The sequence below is a fragment of the Caballeronia sp. AZ1_KS37 genome, from assembly GCF_023631165.1.
GTDB classification, from domain to species: Bacteria; Pseudomonadota; Gammaproteobacteria; order Burkholderiales; family Burkholderiaceae; genus Caballeronia; species Caballeronia zhejiangensis.
This window is the reverse complement of the sequence record NZ_JALQDP010000035.1, coordinates 177,747-196,394: the sequence shown is the minus strand read 5'-3', so window position 1 is coordinate 196,394 and position 18,648 is coordinate 177,747. Positions and strand designations below refer to the sequence as shown.

Genomic DNA, 18,648 nt, shown 5'->3' with positions numbered 1-18,648 from the left:
CGGCCGGCGCCGAGGAGACATGATTTGAACCGCACACGCGTCGCCGTGACCGTGCTATCGACCGCGATCGCCTGCATCGTTGCCGAACGCGACGCCGCCGCGCAGTCGTATCGCGATGTCGCGCCGATTGCGCCGCCCGCCGAGCAGCGTCCGCGCGCGTCGCCGTCGCCGCCCGAGCCGAGCGACGACTCGCACAGAATCGCGCTTCAGGATCTGCACGGCATCGCGTTCGTGCGTGCGGATGCTGCATCAGATGCGACGCAATCGGGCGCGAACGGCGCGATAACATCGGCGGGCGCGCCTTTTCTCACGCCCGATTTTCTCGACAGCTTCTCCGCCGATCTCCACAAGCCGCTGACCTTCGCGCGTCTCGCGGAAATCCGGCGCGCCGTCGTGCAACGTTATCGCGCGGCGGGCCAGCCGCTCGTCGATGTGTACGTGCCCGAGCAGGACGTGAGCGATGGCGTCGTGAAGATCGCCATCGCGGAGTTTCGCGCGGGGCGCGTGATGCCGAAGGGCAACCGCCATTTCTCCGATGCGCTGCTCGCCCGCGAGATGCCGCTCGCGCGCGGCGAGCCGATCCGCGAAGCCGATGTCGCCGCGGGACTCGCGTTGCTCAACGCGAATCCGTATCGGCGCGTGGACGTGATTTATGCGCCCGGCACCGCGCCCGATACGACCGACGTCGTGCTGCAAACCGAAGACCGCTTTCCGTTCCGCATTTACGGCGGCTATAACAACGACGGCGTGCGCGACCTCGGCCGCGATCGCATTCTCGCGGGATTCGATTACGGCAATCTGTTCGGCGTCGATGCGCGCATCGGCTATCAGATGACCGCGAGTAACGATCTGTTGAGCGGCAATCCGGATATCGAAGGGCGGCCCGATCGTCCGCGCTACATCGCGCACGCGTTCAATGCCGTTGCGCCGTTGCCGTGGCTCGATCGCATCGAGTTGTTCGGCGTGTTCGCGCAAAGCACGCCGCGTTTGCCCGACAGTTACGGACAAACGGGTCTCAGCGCGCAGCTCAGTTTTCGTTATGACTGGCGTCTGCCGCCGCTCGACAACGCGGGCGCGTGGCAACAGCAGGTGCAGCTCGGCTACGACTTCAAGCGTTCGAACAACGATCTCGAGTTCGGCGGCTTTCAGGTGTTCAATGCGAACACGCATATCCATCAGTTCGTGATCGCCTACGATCTTTCGAATAGCGATGCATCGGGCGATACGCATCTGAACGCAGCGCTCTTCGCGAGTCCCGGTTACTTCGACAGCAACAGCAACGACGAAGCCTACGATGCCGCTCGTCTCGGCGCGAAGCCGCGCTATCAGTACATGCAGTTGTCGGCGCAGCGTGACATGCCGCTCGGCAAGTCGGGATTCTCGATATCGGCGCGCGGATTGTTGCAGTGGACGGGCAGCACGCTATTGCCGAGCGAGGAACTCGGACTCGGCGGCGATGCCACCGTGCGCGGCTACGAGCCGTATTCCGCGCAGGGCGATCGCGGATGGAACCTGCAAACCGAATTGCGTGCGCCGGCGATATCGGCGGGAAGCGCGGGACGCGCGGGATTGGCGGCGATGCAGCCGTTCGTGTTCTTCGATGCGGGTCACGTGTGGAATCGCATCGCGGAATTCGGCGAAGTGAACAATGCTTCGCTGGCGAGCGTCGGTGTGGGCGTGCGTGTGCAGGTCGGAAGGTTCGTCAGCTTTCGCGGAACGTATGGGTTTCCGTTGAAGGCGGTCGTGCCGAACGGATCGAAGGCGCCGGTGGGGGAGATATTCCTCGTGATCGGAAGCTGACGATCCGCTCGGCACGCCCCTCAAGGCTGCGCCTGCTGCCACTGCAAAACGGGATGCGTCGCGCCGGTAGGCATCGCCCAGACGCCGCCCGACGGAATGCCCCAATCGAGGAAATTCGACGCATTGCTCATCTGCGCGGTCGTGAGCCCGTTCGAGTCCGGCGGCGTCGTGCCCGAGTTCGAACCGGCCGCGCTCGTGCGGATCGTCGTCTCCTTGTTCCAGTAGACGTTGTTGTGAATCGCGCCCTCGTTGTACGCCGCGATACCGCCGTATGCGTCGCCCGGAGGCCCGCCGCCGCCGACTTGCCCCACGGCGAAGGACTCGTTGATGACACCCGTCGCGCCGTTGTCGAACACGAGCCCGCCGCCGCCGAAGCCGCCCACGCCGCCCGTCGCATACGACTGCGTGATCAGTCCGTTGTTGTACGCGACGAGCCCGGCGGTCTGGCCGTGATTTCCGGCGTACGTCGTGCCGGTCGCATACGACTGCACGATGGTGCCGTTATTCACGCCGACGAGCCCGCCCGCAGGAATCTGATAGCCGACATCCGCCGTGCTCGACGAGCGCTCGATGATCCCGTTGTTCACGCCGACGAGCCCGCCCGCGCCCGCGCCGCCGAAGCCGTTCTGTCCGACGCCGCCCGTCGTGTTGACGTACGTGACGAGGCCGTCGTTCTGGCCCGCGAGCAAACCGTACGCGCCCGACGCGTAGCCGCCCGTGCTCGAGTTCGTGAGATTCAGATCGCGCACGACGCCGTTCGCGCCGATCACGCCGAACAGGCCCTGACGGTCGTCGTTGAGATTGGGCGTCGACGCGAGCCTGTCGATCGTGTGGCCGAAGCCGTCGAATTGTCCGGTGAACGGCGTCGTCTTCGAGCCGATCGCCGTGAAATAGTTCGGATACGACGTCGCGCTCGCGTCGATATCCTTGCCGAGCGCGTAGTTGCCCGCGAGATCCTGCGTCACGTTCGAGAGATCCGCGAGATTGTTCACGAGCCGGTACGCGGTCGCCTGCGTGCGCACGCCGCTGTACGGCGCGGCGGTCCATCCGCTGTTCGTGAGCAGCGTGCCCGGCGCATAGCTGCCGTTCATGTCGTAAAGCGCGCTGACGATGCCGCCGCTCTTCGACCAGTCGATCGTGCCGCCGTTCGCCACGCCGCCGCCGTTGTCGATGCCGCCCGAATCCGCACGCAGCGTGAGATTGCCGTTGCCCGTGTTGCCGATGGTCGCGCCCGCGCCGATGGCCACGCTGTGCGCCGCGCCGAGCGTCAGCGACGCGTTGCCGTTCCACTGGACGTTGCCGCCGACGTTCAGATCGCCGGTGCTCGCTTCGACATCCACCGATGTGCCGTTGGCAAGGCCGCGCGCGAGGGAATCCGCGTTCGCCTGATCGACGGTGAACGACGGCGCGCCGAGTTTCCATGTACGCGCCGTCACGTTCGCGCCCGCGACATCGAGCGTATTCGCGCGCGTTTCGACCGTGCCGCCGCTGCCGTCTGCGTTCGTCGCGGCGAGCGTGCCGTTCGCGTGGACCGCGCCCTGATCGGCGACGAGCCAGACGTGGCCATCGCGCGTCGCGGTGCCGGTCGCGCGGATCGCGCTGCTGTTGCCGGCGAGCGCGTACACGTTGCCATCGGCGGCTTGGAGGCTCGCCTGCGCCGCCCGAATCACGCCGCCGTTCATCGCCGTGCCGCCGCTGCCCGCCTGCACGAAAACCTGCTGTCCACCGGATGAATCCTGCAGAAGCACCTGATTGCCGCTCGCGATTTCGACCGTGCCCTGCGGCGCGTTGATGCTGCCGCCATTCACCGCCGCCGTGCGCGACACGAGGAACACGTCGCCGCCGCTCGATCCGATCGTGCCCAGATTGATGACCATGCCGTTGCCGCCGCCCGAAAGCGTGAGCGGGCCGCCCTGCATGAACGCATCGTTGCCGATGTCGAGCGCCGACGCAACGAAGCGCCCGCCCGTCGCGACGACGCCGCCCGGCCCGACCAGCACGCCCTGCGGATTGACGAGATACACGCTGCCCGTCGCGTTGAGCTGGCCGAGAATGACCGAAGCATTGCCGCCGGTCACGCGATTGAGCGTCGCGCCGCTGCCGTTGTTGAACGTGACCTGCCTTCCGCTGCCGATGGAAAAGCTGTTCCAGTCGATGACACCGCGCGTCGTCGTCTGATTGATGGTGAGCGTCGAACCGGTGCCGCCGCCGCTGATCGCGCCGCTGCCCGCGACGAACTGGCCGCCGGCGGGCAGCGGCGGCGCGGCATCGGCGATGCTCGCGCAAGTCAGGCCCGCGACGATCGGCACGAGGATCGCGAGCGGGCGCAGGCGCGCACGACGAATCGCGGTTTGAGAAACAAGCGGACGAATGCTGCGCTGCATGGCGACCTCCAGTCGGTGTCGATTGTTGTCATCGTTTTTGGCCGCTGACGGTGTAGCCGCTTTTCAGCCCGGCGATTGGGGACATCGGCGGGAGGCGCGAACATCGACGTGCGAGCAGGCGCGCCGATGGTATCGCCGCGCCCTGAGCGCCAATGTGGGGTTCCGCACATTCCGCCAGCGCAAAAAAATGTCCGTGCCCGCGCGCGAGACGCGCCAAGGCACGCGCGCGGCGCGGCACGGAAATTGATCGGAGGAACGCGTTAGTGCGACGGCTTTCGTCCGCTCGACAACTCGATCCAGCACTCGTGATAGATGCGCTGCACGAGCACGCTTTCGTAGTCGAGATCCTCGCCTTCGAGAATGCGTTCGATGTCGCTGCGCGAGGCGTCGGCGTCAAGCATCGTCGAGAACCGCGCGGCGAGCGCGTGCGCCGCCACCGAAAGCCGCGCGGTCTCGATCCAGTCGGCCGCGCGATGATGCCGGTCGAGCCAGCGATGCGCGGCGCGCACCTGAAACGACGTATCGGGCCAATCGCCTTCGATGTAGTACGCGCCGAGCAATCCGCACGTGAGCCAGCAGAGCAGATGCACGCGGTCATCGGGGCCGAGGGGATAGCGCACTTGACTCATGATGGCGGCATCGGAATGCCACGTCGGAATGACGCATCGACGATAGCACGCCGCGCGTGCGCCGGACACGCGCGGGCGCGTATGGTCCGGCGCGTCGTGCATGTCGCTTCGGGCAGCCGACGCCTTCAGATCGTGACGGTCACGACGAGCCCGCGCGGCGCGGCATCCGCGAGTTCGATCGTCGCGCCGATGCGCGCCGCGATCGTGCCGACGATCGAGAGCCCGAGGCCCGAGCCGTCCGCGTCGCCGCCTAGCACGCGATAGAACGGATCGAAGACGCGCGCGCGTTCCTCGGGCGCGATGCCCGGCCCGCTGTCCGCCACGCGAATCCACGGCCGCGCATTCGAAACGCCCGCCGCGAGATCGACGCGGCCGGCCGCTGGCGTATAGCGAATCGCGTTGTCGACGAGATTTTTCACCATGATGGTGAGATCGGCTTGCGGCGCGTGGATGAACACGTCGTCGCTCGTCGATACGCCGATGTCGATGTCCTTCGCCTCCGCGAGCGGCATCAGATCTTCGAGAACATTGCGGAAGACGTCCTGCACGCGCAAACGCGCGGTATCGGCGTCGGTGCGTTGCTGCAGGCGCGCGAGCGTCAACAGTTGATGCAGCAGCGAGCGCGTGCGCGCAAGGCCGCGCCGCAGCGCGTCGAGCCGTTCGCGCGCGCTGTCGGGCAACTCGGCGGCGTCGAGGCGCTCGGCCTGCAGCGACAGCGCGGTCAGCGGCGAGCGCAGTTCATGCGCGGCATCGGCGACGAAGCGGCGCTGCAGCGCCACCGACGCCTCCACGCGCGCGAGCAGCCGGTTGATCGCGACGACGAAGGGCGCGATCTCGCTCGGCAGCGCGTCGCGGGAAAGCGCGGAGAGATCGTGTTCGGGCCGTGTGTCGAGGCTCGCCGACAGCGCGCTCAACGGCCGGAACTGGCGGCGCACGATCAGATGCAGCGCCGCGAGCAGCACGAGCGCGAGCGCGGCGAAGGGCATCACGGTGGCGAGCGCGCCGTTGCGGGCGATCTCGTCGCGGCCCGCCGTCTGCTGGCCGATCACGACGCGCGTGCCGTCATCGAGCGTCTTCACGACGAGACGCCAGCGCGTGCCTTGGACGATGGCGTTCTGCAGGCCGTCGCGCAGATCGGACGCGACCGGCAGCGGCGCTCGCTCGCCGATCGTCTGGATGACGAGCTTCGACTCAGGATCCGCGCCGTCGACGCGGCCGAGCGCTTCACGCTGCATCGTCGCGAGCGTGCGCGGCGTGACGAGCGCGGCGACCTGCTTCAACTGGCCGTCCTGCAATTCGTTGGCTTCGTGGAAAGCCGTCTGGAACGCGATGACGCCGCCCGCCGCCGCGATCGCGACGATCAGCGCCGACAGCCAGGCCGACAGCCTGAACTGAAGCGAACGCGTCATGGCTGCTTCGAGACCATCCAGCCGACGCCGCGCACGTTCTTGATGGCCGTCGCGCCGAGCTTCTTGCGCAGCGAATGGATCAGGAATTCGACGGCGTTGCTTTCCACTTCCTCGTTCCAGCCGTAGATGCGGTCTTCGATTTCCGCGCGCGAGAGAATCGCGCCGGGGCGGATCATCAGCGCTTGCAGCAGCGCGAATTCGCGGCTGGAAAGTCGGATCGCGATGTCGCCGGAGGTGGCTTCGCGCGTGGCCGGATCGAGCGTGAGCACGCCGTTCGACATGATCGGCGCGGCCTGCCCGCCGCGGCGGCGGATCACCGCGCGCATGCGCGCTTTGAGCTCGGAGATGTCGAAGGGCTTGATGAGGTAATCGTCGGCGCCTTCGTCGAGTCCGCGAATGCGTTCATCGACGGAATCGCGCGCGGTGACGATGATGAGCGGCACGTGATTCGCCCCGCTGCGCACGGCGCGCAGCACCGCGAAGCCATCGGCGCCGGGCAAGCCGAGATCGAGCAGGATCGCGTCGTAGACGTGCGTGTTGAGCGTCGTGAGCGCGAGCTTGCCGTCGCGCACCCAGTCGACCGCGTAGCCGCCGTCGCGCAGTTCGTTCTGAACCGATTCGCCGATCATGCGATCGTCTTCGACGAGCAATACCCTCATGGCGTGTCTCCGGGCAGTCATGGCGTCCGACGGCGGCGCGCGGGGGCTGGGGCGAGCGTGTGATTCATCTTGCGGCGTCTTGGCGTTCGGGAAAGCCGCAAGATTAGAAGACGAAAGCTTAGGAAATGCTTAGGAATTTTCTGTCCGCGTTTAATACGCGGACAGCGATTTCATCGATTCGACCGTCAGAACGCGTGCCGCAACGCGACGCGCGCGACGAACTGCTCCGAATTCGACGACACACCCTGCGTGCCGGGAATGAACGCCTGATCCATCACCGAACCGGTCGAACTGCCCGCGATCTTCTGATAGACGCCCTGCACGTACACATCGGTGCGCTTGGAGAGGAAGTAATCCGCCATCAGACCGGCCGAATGGATGTGCGGCTTCACGGTGCCGGCGGTCGAGTCGTACGTTTCCATCGAATAGACGTACTGACCGCCGACGAAGAACGCCGGCGTGAACTGATACTTCCCGTTCACTTCGAAGTTTTGATAGCGCAGGTTGTCGAGCGTGTTGCCCGCCGATGCCAGCGACCCGCCGATATAGCCGTTCGTCACCGGATCGCGATAACTCGAGTTCGTGTACGCGAAGCCCGCCGTCGCCTTGCCGAACGTGTAGTTCACGCCCGCGCCGAAAATCTGCATGCGCTGCGCGATGAAGCTCGCGTCGTTCGTGGCGATTGCGCCGTTCGCGTTCATGCCGACGCCATCCGCGCGCAAGTAAGCCGCGCCGATCAGAAGGCCGCTGTTCGCATACGACGCTCCGATGCTGTACTGCCGGTTGTTCGCGAAGTTCGTGTCGTTGCTGAAGCTGTACGTGCCGCCGAACCTGAAGCCGCCGAACGACGGGCTCGCGTACTTGACCGTGTTGTTCACGCGGAACGAGTTGTCGGTGTTGTCGTTGTCGAACGGATGCGCGAAGAGATAGCCGGCGAAGTTGCCGTTGGCCGTCGTCGGCGCGAGATAGTCGACCACCGAATCGTACTGACGGCCGAGCGTGACCGAGCCGAGACGGTTATCGGTGACGCCGACGTAGGCCTGCCGCCCGAACATGCGTCCGCCCTGGCCCGCCGCGCCGTTGCTCAAATTGATGCCGCTTTCGAGCTGGAACACGGCCTTCGTGCCGCCGCCCAGATCTTCGACGCCGCGCAGGCCCCAGCGGCTTCCCGACGCATAGCCGCTCGTCAGCTCATAGACACGATTCCCGCCGACATTGCTCGTGTAGTCGAAGCCTTCATCGAGGACGCCAAACAGCGTGACACTGCTTTGAGCATGAGCTGAAGTCACGATACAGGCGAGCGAAGCGAGGGCGATTACTTTGATTCTCATGAAAGTCTCAAGTCTTTTACTTATTCGTCAAGAAGTCCTAGCCATGAGGCTCGGCGAGGACGGCGAGCGACGGATTGTGCGCGATTAAAGGGACGCCGCAAAAGGATTTAGTCGAACAGCGAGCGCGAGTTTTTTGAATGTTTTTCCAGCGAATTCTTCGCTTGTCGTTGCAGCGCGAGGCACGAAAGAATGGCCCGCAAATGCGTTGCCTTGTCGCAGCGGTCGTCCGATTTCCCGGCGGCCGGGCGTCGTGGCGCGCAGCGATCAAGGAAACCGCCACATGAAGCCAGAACGCAATTTTGTGAACGGACGTTTCATCGAGCCCGTGAGCGATGACGTCACCGCCGTCCTGAATCCCGCGACCGAAGAGGTGCTGGGCCACGTTCACAATGCGTCGCGCGAGCAGGCGCTGCTCGCCGTCGATCAGGCCGCCGACGCGCAACGTCTGTGGCGCGCGATGCCTGCCGCGGAGCGCGGCGCGCATATGCAGCGCCTCGCGGATGCAATCGTCGAAGCCTCCGCCGATATCGGCGCGGCGCTCGCGGCCGAGTCCGGCAAGAGCCTGCTCGACGCGACCAACGAAGCCGTCTACGCCGCGCAGATCACGCGCTATCACGCGGAATGGGCGCGCCGCATCGAAGGCGAAGTCATTCCGAGCGATACGCCGAACGAAAATCTCGTGCTGCATCGCGAGCCGATCGGCGTTGTCGCGTGCCTGATCCCGTTCAACTTCCCCATCTACACGCTGATGCGCAAGGTCGCGCCGGCGCTGATCGCGGGCAACACGGTCGTCGTGCGTCCGAGCAACAACACGCCGCTGTCGGCGTTCGAACTGGCGCGCGCCGTCGAGCGCGCGGCCTTGCCCGCCGGCGTCATCAATGTGCTCGCGATGGATCACGCGACCGCCGGGGTCGTCTGCACGCATCCGAAGGTCGGCATGATTACCTTGACGGGCAGCGTCAACGCGGGCCGCAAGGTGCTCGAATACTGCAAGGCGAACATCGCTAAACCTTCGCTGGAACTGGGCGGCAAGACGCCCGCGATCGTCGAGCCGGACGCCGATCTGCAGAAGGCCGCGCGCGAACTCGTCGCATCGAAGCTCACGCACAGCGGTCAGCTTTGCACGGCGATCGAACGCGTCTATGTGCACGAGCGCATCCACGACGAATTCGTCGGCCTGCTGCGCGAGCAGATGAAGGCGAAGGCGATCGGCGATCGCTACGAGGACGCGAGCCACATGGGTCCGCTCGTGAACAAGGCATCGCGCGACGGCATTCACGCGATGGTCCGCCGCGCGATCGAAGCGGGCGCCACGCTGGAAACCGGCGGCGAAGTGCCGGACCGCAAGGGCTTTTTCTATCCGCCGACGCTGCTGTCGAACTGCCGTCAGGACATGGAAATCGTGCAGGAAGAGACGTTCGGCCCGGTGCTCGCGGTGCTGAAGTACGCGACGATCGACGAAGCGATCGCGATGGCGAACGATCATCAGTTCGGCCTTTCGTCGGTGCTCTACACCGAGAACTACCGCACGGCGATGAAGGTCGCGAATTCGATCGAAGCGGGCGAGTTGTACATCAACCGCACGCCCGCCGATCCGTATCAAGGTTTTCACGCCGGCTGGAAGCGCTCCGGCATCGGCGGCGACGACGGCAAGCACGGCATGCTCGAGTTCACGCAGACGCGTCTCGTCGTCATGAAGTACTGATTCTCGCGGCCGTTTCCGGCCGCATTCCTTTTCTCACCCTCTACAAAAACATAGTGAAGGCCCAGCCGCGCGGCGTCCGCACGCCGCGCGCCGCTGCCCTTCGAGGAGCACGCCTGTGTCATCGAATCCCGCTCAATCCGGCCAAAGCGTGGCGACGCCGCGCGAAGGCACGCGCGCCGACCGCTATATCCAGCTCGCGCTGCTCGTCATCGCCGCCGGCGCCATCTATCCGATTCTGTATCTGCGGCAGGTGTATCAGCCGACGATGCTCGAAGTCTTCCATATCACCGAAGCGCAACTCGGCTATCTCTACTCCGCGCTCGGCACGATCTTCCTCGTGTGCTATTTGCCGAGCGGCTGGCTCGCGGATCGCGTCGCGCCGCGCCTGCTCATCAGCTTCTCGCTGATCGCGACGGGCGCGCTCGGGCTGTGGTATTCCACCGCGCCGTCGTTCGCCTCGCTGATCGTGATCTTCGGCGGATGGGGCCTGACGACCGGCCTCACGTTCTGGGCCGCGATCATCAAGCGCGTGCAGACGATCGCCGCCGCCGACGAGCAAGGCCGCTTCTTCGGCTTTCTCGACGGCGGGCGCGGCCTGATCGAAGCGCTGCTCGCGACCATCGCGATCGGGCTGTTCGCCTGGGTCACGCAGACGCGCGGCGATTCGACGGTCGCGGGCTTCCGGCTCGTCGTCTACATGTACGCGTCCTGTGCATCGGGCTCGGCGTCGTGCTCGGCCTCGTGCGCGATCCGCAAGGCGCGCAGGCGGCGGCTGCGGCGAAGCGCGAAAAGCGCAATGTGCTGCGCGATCTCATATCGCTGATGAAGAATCCGCAACTCGCGCTGCTTTCCGCGATCGTCTTCTGCGGCTATCAGGTCTTCTGGTCGACTTACAGTTTCTCCGCTTATCTGCATGAGAAGGAGATCGGGCTGTCGGTGGTTCTGGCCGGCTTCATCACGACGCTGAAACTCTGGATGCGCCCGATCGGCGGCATCGGCGGCGGCTTTCTCGGCGATCGCTTCTCGAAGACGACCGTGCTCATCGTCGCGCTCTTCTCCGCATCCGCCGCGCTCATCCTGCTGATGGCCGCGCCCGGCATTTCGAGCCATGTGCTCGTCGCGGTGCTCGTGCTGTTCATCGGCGTGATGACGTACGCGATTCGCGGGCTTTACTGGTCGCTGCTCGATCAATGCAAGGTGCCCGCCGAAACGATGGGCCTCGCGATCGGCCTCGTGTCCGTCGTCGGCTATTCGCCCGATGCGGTGCTGCCGCTCATCAACGGCTATCTGACGCAGAACTATCCGGGCGTGTACGGATATCAGCTGTACTTCGGTTATATCGCCTTCATGTCCGCGCTCGGCGGCGTGGCGGCCATCATGTTCAAACTTCGACTCAGGAAGCTGGGAGCGCAACAGTGAAGATCGCCGCACTGGAAACACATATCGTCGCCGTGCCGCCGCCGCATATCGGCGGCATGTACTGGATTTTCGTGAAGCTGCGCACGGACTGCGGCATCGAGGGCGTCGGCGAGATTTATTCGGCGACGTTCCATCCGAAAGCGATGGCGCCGATCATCGAAGACGTGTTCGAGCGCTATCTGCTCGGTCACGATCCGCATCATGTCGAGCGCTTCTATCGCGAGGCGTATTCGAGCGGCTTCACGCAGCGCCCCGATCTCACGATGATGGGCGTCGTCAGCGGCCTCGAAATGGCGTGCTGGGACATCATCGGCAAGGCGGCGGGCAAGCCCGTCTACGAACTGCTCGGCGGACGCGTGCATGAACGTCTGCGTTCGTACACGTATCTCTATCCGAAGAACGCGCGCGGCGAATACGACTACGACGATCCCGATCTCGCCGCCGAATGCGCCGCGCACAACGTCGCGCTCGGCTTCACGGCCGTCAAGTTCGATCCGGCCGGCCCGTACACCGCGTATTCGGGGCATCAGATTTCGCTCGAAGTGATGGACCGCTGCGAGACGTTCTGCCGCAAGGTGCGCGAGGCGGTCGGCAGCAAGGCCGATCTGCTGTTCGGCACGCATGGTCAGATGGTGCCGTCGTCGGCGATCCGTCTTGCGCAGCGCCTCGAGAAGTTCGATCCGCTGTGGTTCGAGGAACCGGTGCCGCCGGGACAGGAAGACGCGATGGCGCAAGTCGCCGAGAAAACCCGCATTCCGATCGCGGCCGGCGAGCGCCTCACGACGAAGTACGAGTTCTTTAAGCTGCTCGAAGCGAAAGCCGCGTCGATCCTGCAATTTAACGTGGGACGCGTCGGCGGTCTGCTCGAAGCGAAGAAGATCGCGAGTCTCGCCGAGGTGTACTACGCGCAGATCGCGCCGCATCTTTACAACGGTCCGGTCGGCGCGGCGGCGAGCATTCAGATCGCCGCGTGCTCGCCGAACTTCCTGATTCAGGAAAGCATCGAGACGTGGGGCGGATTCCACGCGGAAGTGCTCAAGACGAAGATTCGCTGGGAAGACGGCTACATCATTCCGTCGACTGAGCCGGGCCTGGGCGTCGAACTGAACATGGACGTCGTGCGCGCGCATACGCCGTACACGGGCGAGCGTCTGCATCTGCAGATGGCCGCGAAGCCCGCCGACGTGAAAGATCTCGCGCCCGCCAAGGGCTGAACGGAAAAGCAGAAAACATGGAATTCGATTACATCATCGTGGGTGCGGGATCGGCGGGCTGCGTGCTCGCCAATCGTCTCACCGAGTCCGGCGAGCATTCGGTGCTGCTGCTCGAAGCGGGCGGCAAGGACGATTCGTTCTGGTTCAAGGTGCCGGTCGGCTTCACGAAGACCTACTACAACCCGCAATACAACTGGATGTACTACAGCGAGCCGGAAGCGCAACTGAAGGACCGCTCGCTGTATTGCCCGCGCGGCAAGGTGCAGGGCGGCTCCGGCTCGATCAACGCGATGATCTACGTGCGCGGCCAGCCGCACGATTTCGACGACTGGGCGCGCGCCGGCAACGCGGGCTGGGGCTATCGGGACGTGCTGCCGTATTTCCGCCGCCTCGAATCGCACTGGGCCGGCGACACGCCGTATCACGGCGCGAACGGCAAGATCAGCATTTCGTCGATGAAAGAGGGCGCGCACGCGATCTGCGGCACGTTCCTCGAAGGCGCGCGGCAAGCGGGCTTTCCCGTGACCGGCGACATCAACGGCCCCGATTACGAAGGCGCGACCGTGTATGACATCAACGCGCGCAATGGCGAGCGTTCGTCGAGCAGCTTCGAGTATCTGCATCCGGTGCTCGGGCGCAAGAATCTGCGCGTGGAGCGCAATGTCAGCGTGAGCCGCGTGACGTTCGACGGCAAGCGCGCGACCGGCGTCATCGCCACGCGCAACGGCGAATCGCTGCAGTTCCGTGCGAAGCGCGAGGTGATTCTGTCGGCGGGCGCGGTCGATACGCCGAAGCTCATGCAGCTTTCCGGTCTCGGCGACGCGGCGCTGCTCGCGAACCACGGCATTCCGGTCGTGCACGAGTTGCCGGCGGTCGGCAAGAATCTGCAGGATCACTTGTGCGTGAGCTTCTACTATCGCGCGACGGTGCCGACGCTGAACGACGAACTCTCCTCGCTCTTCGGCAAGGTCAAGGCGGCGATGCGGTATCTGACATCGCGCAAGGGCCCGCTCTCGATGAGCGTGAACCAGTCGGGCGGCTTCTTCAAAGGCGATGACGACGAGAAAGAGCCGAACCTGCAGCTCTATTTCAATCCGCTTTCCTATCGGATTCCGAAGAGCAGCAAGGCGCAGCTCGAACCCGAGCCGTATTCGGGCTTCCTTCTGTGCTTCAATCCGTGCCGTCCGACGAGCCGCGGATCGATCGAAATCGCGTCGAACCGCGTGGAAGATGCCGCGAAGATCAGCATCAACGCGCTGACGACGCCGAAGGACATCCGCGAAGCGGTGCAGGGCAGCAAGCTCGTGCGCAAGATCATGAGTTCGGCCGCGCTGCAGGCGATTACGGCGGAAGAGATTTCGCCGGGACCGCAAGTCGAAAGCGATGCCGACATGCTCGAGTATTTCCGCGAGCAGTCGGGCTCGATCTATCACCTGTGCGGTTCCTGCGCGATGGGACCGGACGCGCGCACCGCGGTCGTCGACGAGCGCCTGCGCGTGCATGGCATGCAAGGCTTGCGCATCGTCGATGCGTCGATCTTTCCGAACATCACGTCGGGCAATCTCAACGCGCCGGTGATGATGGTCGCGGAGAAAGGCGCGGACATGATTCTCGACGATGCCCGCACGGTCATCGAACAGGTGTCGGCGCCTGCGGAGCCTGCCGCGATCGCGTGATGCACGCGGGCGCGAGACATGAAACGTCTTCGCGCCCCGAAGCGGCATAATTTGCCTCGATTCGTAAAATGTCGCCCAAGAGCGATACGTTCCGGCGCGGATACGTGTTCAATGCGCCCGTCGAACGCCAGGAAGAGGAGACGGAATTGAAGCGAAAAATGCCTGCCCTGAATGCGCTCAGGGCTTTCGAAGTCGCCGGGCACACCGGCAGCTTCACGCGCGCGGCGGAAATGCTGCATGTGACGCAAAGCGCGGTGAGCCGGCAGGTGCGTCAGCTCGAAACGCAGCTCGGCGAACCGCTGCTGTTGCGCCGCCATCATTATCTGGAGTTGTCGGCGACGGGGCGGCTCTTGCTGCAGGCGCTCAGAATGTCGTTCGATCGCATCGAACTCACGGTGCGCAGCATTCAGGAAAAGACTCATCTGACGCGCTTGCGCGTCAATGCGCCGCCTACCTTCGCGCGCCGCTGGCTGATGCCGCGGCTGCAATCACTGCGCGCCGCCGCGCCGGAACTCGAAATCACGTTGACTACGCGCCTGAAGGACGATCTCGTCGAATCGGGCGCACTTGACTGCGCCATCCGCTTCGGCAATGGCGAATGGGACGGCCTCGACAATGAGTTGCTGATGAACGAGCGGCATATCGCCGTGTGCTCGCCCGCGCTGCTCGCCGAGTGCGATACGACCGGCATCGATCTGAACGCGTTCACGCTGCTGCATGTGCTCGCGGCGAGCGATCAGCGCTATCTGACGTGGCAGCACTGGCTCAAGGCGGCGAACATCGACAATGTCGATACGCGCGGCGGCTACGAGTTCGATCTGCTCGACAACGCGATTCGTGCGGCCACCGACGGCCTCGGCGTCACCATCGCCGATCGCCACATGATCGGGCACGAGTTGCGGCAGGGGACGCTCGTGCCGATCGTCGATGTCGAAGTGGACGGGCATCAGTCTTACTGGCTTGTGACGCGCACCGGCCAGGACGACGCGCCGCAAGTCGCGCTGTTTCGTGAATGGCTGCGCGGCGAGATCGGGAAACAGACGCAGGCGCTCGGCGGCAAGCGTAGCGCGTTCGTCTGAAGGAGCCGACCGTGCGGCGCTTGCCATCTCTGACCGCGTTGCGCTTTTTCGAGGAAAGCGCGCGCCATATGAGCTTCAACAAGTCGGCGGCGGCGTTGTGCGTGACGCCGGGCGCGGTCAGCCGTCAAATTCGCCTGCTCGAAGATGCGCTCGGCACGAAGCTTTTCGATCGCGATCACAAGGGCATCCGGCTCACGAAGCAGGGCGCCGAATTGCTTGCTTGCCTGTCGGAGGCGTTCGATTCGATCGAGCGCGTCACGCGTTCGCTTTCCAACGTGCAACGCAGCGAGCGCAAGCGTCTGACCGTGATCGCGCCGCCGACTTTCGCGACGCGCTGGCTCTCGCCGCGACTGGGTTCGCTAATGGACGCCGTGCCCGACATCGATCTCTCGGTTCGCACCGATGCCGTCGAAGACCGTCAGTGCAGCATTCGCTTCGGATACGAGGCGCGGGCGGATCATCGGTCGGAGCTGCTGTTCATCGAGCGGCATGTGCTCGTCGGCGCGATGAAGTTGGCGGGGCAGCCGGTCGAAGCGCTGCTGAAGCGGCTGCCCGCGCTGCATGTGCTGCACAACGATGCGCGGCTCACGCTCTGGCCCAACTGGCTCGATGCCGCCGGTTTGCCGCGCGCGTTCGGCGAGAACGGCATCGAGTTCTCGACACTCGATCAGGCGATTCACGCGGCGCGCGCGGGATCGGGGCTGGCGGTCGTCGATCGCAACATGATCGCCGATGAACTGCATGACGGGTCGCTGGTTCTGCTGTCGCCGGTGGAGTCGACAGGGCCTTACGGATATTGGCTGGATATCGCGCCTTCGTTCGCCGGGGCGGATTCCGTGCAGGCGTTCGCGGAATGGCTGCGCGGGGAGGGAGCGAAGGCGGCGCGGGATTGAGTGCGCGGCCTTCGCCTTCGCGTTACGTGCAATCGAGTTCGGCGGATCCTGGCTCGTCGATCCGATATCGGCACTCATCGACTCGCTTCTCAAGGGTGAAGTCCCGCGTTTCCTTGTTGGCGTAGACGCACTGAACGGTCACTGAGCGGCCGTGATCGTAGACGTAGCCGAGTTTCCAATAGCCCCGCTTGGCATCGCCATGATCCGCAATGAGCCGGACGTGTTCTTCCGGCTTTCCGTCGAAGGCCGCGACGTATTGGAGATGCGTGCCCGGCAACGCAGGACACGCGATCGCTTCCTCCTTCGCGAGTCCGCTGACGCTTGCGGCGAGGAGCAATGTCGTCAGACAGGCGAGCGTCTTACTCGACGACATAGAATTTGTCTCCGTTGTTGACGTCGGAGCCTTGGCCCCAGCGCAAGATGCGCGGTCCAATGGGCTTGGGCGGATGCGCGTATTGGTCATATACCGTTACGCCGACGGGACTCTGACTGACATAGATTGCAGCGTGCCCGTGGAAGTGTCGGTGATTGTCGAATGTGGCGATGACGGTCCCCTCAACGATGTGCGGGTTGTTTTTAACAGCAGCTCCTTTTTTCCATGCAATCGTGGCCGGCAGCGACGGACATACTTGCTTGACATAGGAGACGCATCCGCCGCAATAGTCCGGGTGGCCAGTGCGACCATCGGGTGGCGCATCGTCGTAAGGACCGTGTGCGGATCATGGGGCGCATACCCAAGTGTTCAGCCGCGCCGAGGGTGAGTTCTTGTAGTTTGAACTGATATAGCTCATGGCGAAAACGATCGAGATGTTCAGAATGACGAGACTGTCAAATGACAGGAAAATCTCTGTCGGCAATGACGCGAGTCAACGTCCCGCTTCGCGCCTTGTCCTCTCGGCGCTCACCTCAAAGGTAACAACTATGTCGGACGGCCTCGACGCGTTTATTCCGAATCTGCCATGAAACGCGGCAACGTTTCCGTTGCCGCGCGTTACTGCACTTGGTCTCACCCCCCACTCGCCTCACTCAACGTCAGATGCTTCGTCTCCGGCGCCCACGCGATCGACACGATCATCCCGACGAGCAACACCGCCGCGAGCGCGAGCATCGTCATCTGCACGCCGGCCTGCGCGATCCCGATAGGCAAAAGAAACGTCCCCACCGCCGATCCCAACCTGCTGCACGCGATCGACAGTCCCACACCGCACGCCCGCGCCTCGGTCGGAAAGCACTCCGGCGGAAACACGCCGACGAGATTCGAGAATGCCGACATCGTCAGCGTGAAGACGCCGAACGCGACGATCATCCCCACATTCGCCGACGACGGCAGCACGCTCAACACAAACAGCGACAGGCAGCACACCGCGAACGACCCGATCAGGAACGAGCGCCGCGACAGCTTGATGGTCAGCCAGATGCCGATCAGCGCACCGAGCACGAGAAAGCCATTGAGCAGCAGATCAGCGCCCGATCCTTCGGGCAGACGGATCGCCGTGAGAATGCTCGGCAGGAACGTGTAGATCGCAAAGTACGGAATCACGAGGCACACGAAAAACGCGCAATTGAAGATCGTGCGGCGAATCAGATCCGGCTTGAAGAGCCGCGCGAAGCCGCCCTTGCCCGCGAAATGCTCGCCCGTATCGGCTTCGAGCGTGACGTTCGGGCCGAAGTGCTTGCGCACGATGCGCATCGCTTCATCGACGCGGCCTTTGCCGAGCAGCCAGCGCGGCGATTCCGGCGTGCCCACGCGCATGATGAGCACCAGAAACGCCGGCACGCCGGCGGAGGCCAGCAGCCAGCGCCACGCATCGGGCGTCGCGTCGGCGTAATGCATGCCGAGCACGTTCGCGATCACATAGCCGATCGTCCAGATCACGCTGAACGAGCCGAGCAGCACGCCGCGATGCTTGCGCGGCGAGAACTCCGCGAGAATCGCATGACCGACCGCGAAATCGCCGCCCATGCCGAAGCCGATCAGCACGCGCAAGCCGACGAGCATCGCGGGCGTCGTCGCATAGAACTGCGCGAACGCGGCCGCCGTGATGATGATGAAGCTCAACAGGAAAATCTTCTGACGTCCGAGCTTGTCCGAAAGCCAGCCGAACACGAGACTGCCGAGAAAAATGCCGATCAGCGCGGATGAACCGAGCAGGCCCATCCAGAACGCGTCGAGCGGAATCTGTTTGTTGAGCGACGACAGCGCATAACCGATCGTGCCGAGCGCATAACCTTCGGTGAAGTGCGCGCCGAACGTGAGGCCCGCGATCTTGATGTGGAAACGGTTCAGCGGCACATCGTCGAGCGCGACGCGATTGCGCGTCGTATCGAAGGGCGCGGCGGCGCCCGGGGCGAGCGGCTGCGCGCTCAGGCTTTGCATGTCCAAGAGTATCTCCTCCACCTCGAGTGGAGCGGCGCGTCGACGCCGCAAGAAAACCGCGCACGCGATAGCG

General features: G+C 64.4%; 14 protein-coding genes and 1 pseudogene. 7 read left to right on the top strand and 8 right to left on the bottom strand.

Annotation, left to right across the window (positions count from 1 at the left end):
* The first annotated feature begins 24 nt into the window (after positions 1–24).
* Positions 25–1,800, top strand: a complete 1,776-nt coding sequence (locus NCS00_RS24020) for a ShlB/FhaC/HecB family hemolysin secretion/activation protein (protein WP_250441174.1) — start codon at positions 25–27, stop codon at positions 1,798–1,800.
* Positions 1,801–1,820: 20 nt separating this feature from the next.
* On the opposite strand, the gene NCS00_RS24015 is transcribed toward NCS00_RS24020, so the two are convergent.
* From NCS00_RS24015 to NCS00_RS23995, 5 genes are all read right to left on the bottom strand, one after another.
* On the bottom strand, positions 1,821–4,184 hold the full coding sequence (locus NCS00_RS24015; protein WP_250441173.1) for a beta strand repeat-containing protein: 2,364 nt from the start codon (positions 4,182–4,184) through the stop codon (positions 1,821–1,823).
* A 260-nt stretch (positions 4,185–4,444) separates the two neighbouring features.
* Positions 4,445–4,915 (bottom strand): hypothetical protein, encoded by a 471-nt coding sequence (locus NCS00_RS24010; protein ID WP_502801597.1) that lies wholly within the window; start codon positions 4,913–4,915, stop codon positions 4,445–4,447.
* Between the two features lie 23 nt (positions 4,916–4,938).
* On the bottom strand, positions 4,939–6,222 hold the full coding sequence (locus tag NCS00_RS24005; protein WP_250441172.1) for an ATP-binding protein: 1,284 nt from the start codon (positions 6,220–6,222) through the stop codon (positions 4,939–4,941).
* The gene (locus NCS00_RS24000; protein ID WP_008347261.1) at positions 6,219–6,881 is read right to left on the bottom strand and encodes a response regulator transcription factor; all 663 of its coding nucleotides are present in this window, start codon (positions 6,879–6,881) and stop codon (positions 6,219–6,221) included. Before NCS00_RS24000 ends, NCS00_RS24005 begins: the two co-directional genes overlap by 4 nt.
* Before the next feature lie 185 nt (positions 6,882–7,066).
* Positions 7,067–8,212 (bottom strand): porin, encoded by a 1,146-nt coding sequence (locus NCS00_RS23995; protein ID WP_250441171.1) that lies wholly within the window; start codon positions 8,210–8,212, stop codon positions 7,067–7,069.
* A gap of 280 nt (positions 8,213–8,492) precedes the next feature.
* Here NCS00_RS23995 and aldA point away from each other — a divergent pair, with 280 nt between their 5' ends.
* The 6 genes and pseudogenes from aldA to NCS00_RS23965 all read left to right on the top strand — a co-directional run bounded on the left by aldA (position 8,493) and on the right by NCS00_RS23965 (position 16,198).
* Entirely contained in the window at positions 8,493–9,917 is a 1,425-nt protein-coding gene (gene aldA / locus NCS00_RS23990; protein WP_008347265.1) for an aldehyde dehydrogenase, read from the top strand.
* Positions 9,918–10,032: 115 nt separating this feature from the next.
* Positions 10,033–11,336: pseudogene (locus NCS00_RS23985) on the top strand (MFS transporter).
* Entirely contained in the window at positions 11,333–12,550 is a 1,218-nt protein-coding gene (locus NCS00_RS23980) for a mandelate racemase/muconate lactonizing enzyme family protein (protein ID WP_250441170.1), read from the top strand. Before NCS00_RS23985 ends, NCS00_RS23980 begins: the two are co-directional and overlap by 4 nt.
* A gap of 17 nt (positions 12,551–12,567) precedes the next feature.
* The gene (locus NCS00_RS23975) at positions 12,568–14,226 is read left to right on the top strand and encodes a GMC family oxidoreductase (RefSeq protein WP_250441169.1); all 1,659 of its coding nucleotides are present in this window, start codon (positions 12,568–12,570) and stop codon (positions 14,224–14,226) included.
* A 158-nt stretch (positions 14,227–14,384) separates the two neighbouring features.
* Positions 14,385–15,305, top strand: coding sequence for a LysR substrate-binding domain-containing protein (locus tag NCS00_RS23970; RefSeq protein ID WP_033535896.1), 921 nt, complete (start codon positions 14,385–14,387; stop codon positions 15,303–15,305).
* An 11-nt stretch (positions 15,306–15,316) separates the two neighbouring features.
* Positions 15,317–16,198 carry a LysR substrate-binding domain-containing protein gene (locus NCS00_RS23965; protein WP_175982054.1) on the top strand — a complete coding sequence of 294 codons (882 nt, stop codon included), beginning with the start codon at positions 15,317–15,319 and terminating at the stop codon, positions 16,196–16,198.
* Between the two features lie 22 nt (positions 16,199–16,220).
* On the opposite strand, the gene NCS00_RS23960 is transcribed toward NCS00_RS23965, so the two are convergent.
* The 3 genes from NCS00_RS23960 to NCS00_RS23950 form a co-directional block, all read right to left on the bottom strand.
* Positions 16,221–16,571, bottom strand: a complete 351-nt coding sequence (locus tag NCS00_RS23960) for an STY0301 family protein (protein WP_250441168.1) — start codon at positions 16,569–16,571, stop codon at positions 16,221–16,223.
* Complete coding sequence (locus NCS00_RS23955; RefSeq protein ID WP_250437063.1) at positions 16,558–16,803, bottom strand: BPSL0067 family protein; 246 nt, start codon at positions 16,801–16,803, stop codon at positions 16,558–16,560. The genes NCS00_RS23960 and NCS00_RS23955 overlap by 14 nt, the downstream gene beginning before the upstream one ends.
* Positions 16,804–17,204: 401 nt before the next feature.
* Positions 17,205–18,575 (bottom strand): MFS transporter, encoded by a 1,371-nt coding sequence (locus NCS00_RS23950; RefSeq protein ID WP_250441167.1) that lies wholly within the window; start codon positions 18,573–18,575, stop codon positions 17,205–17,207.
* Positions 18,576–18,648: the final 73 nt, after the last annotated feature.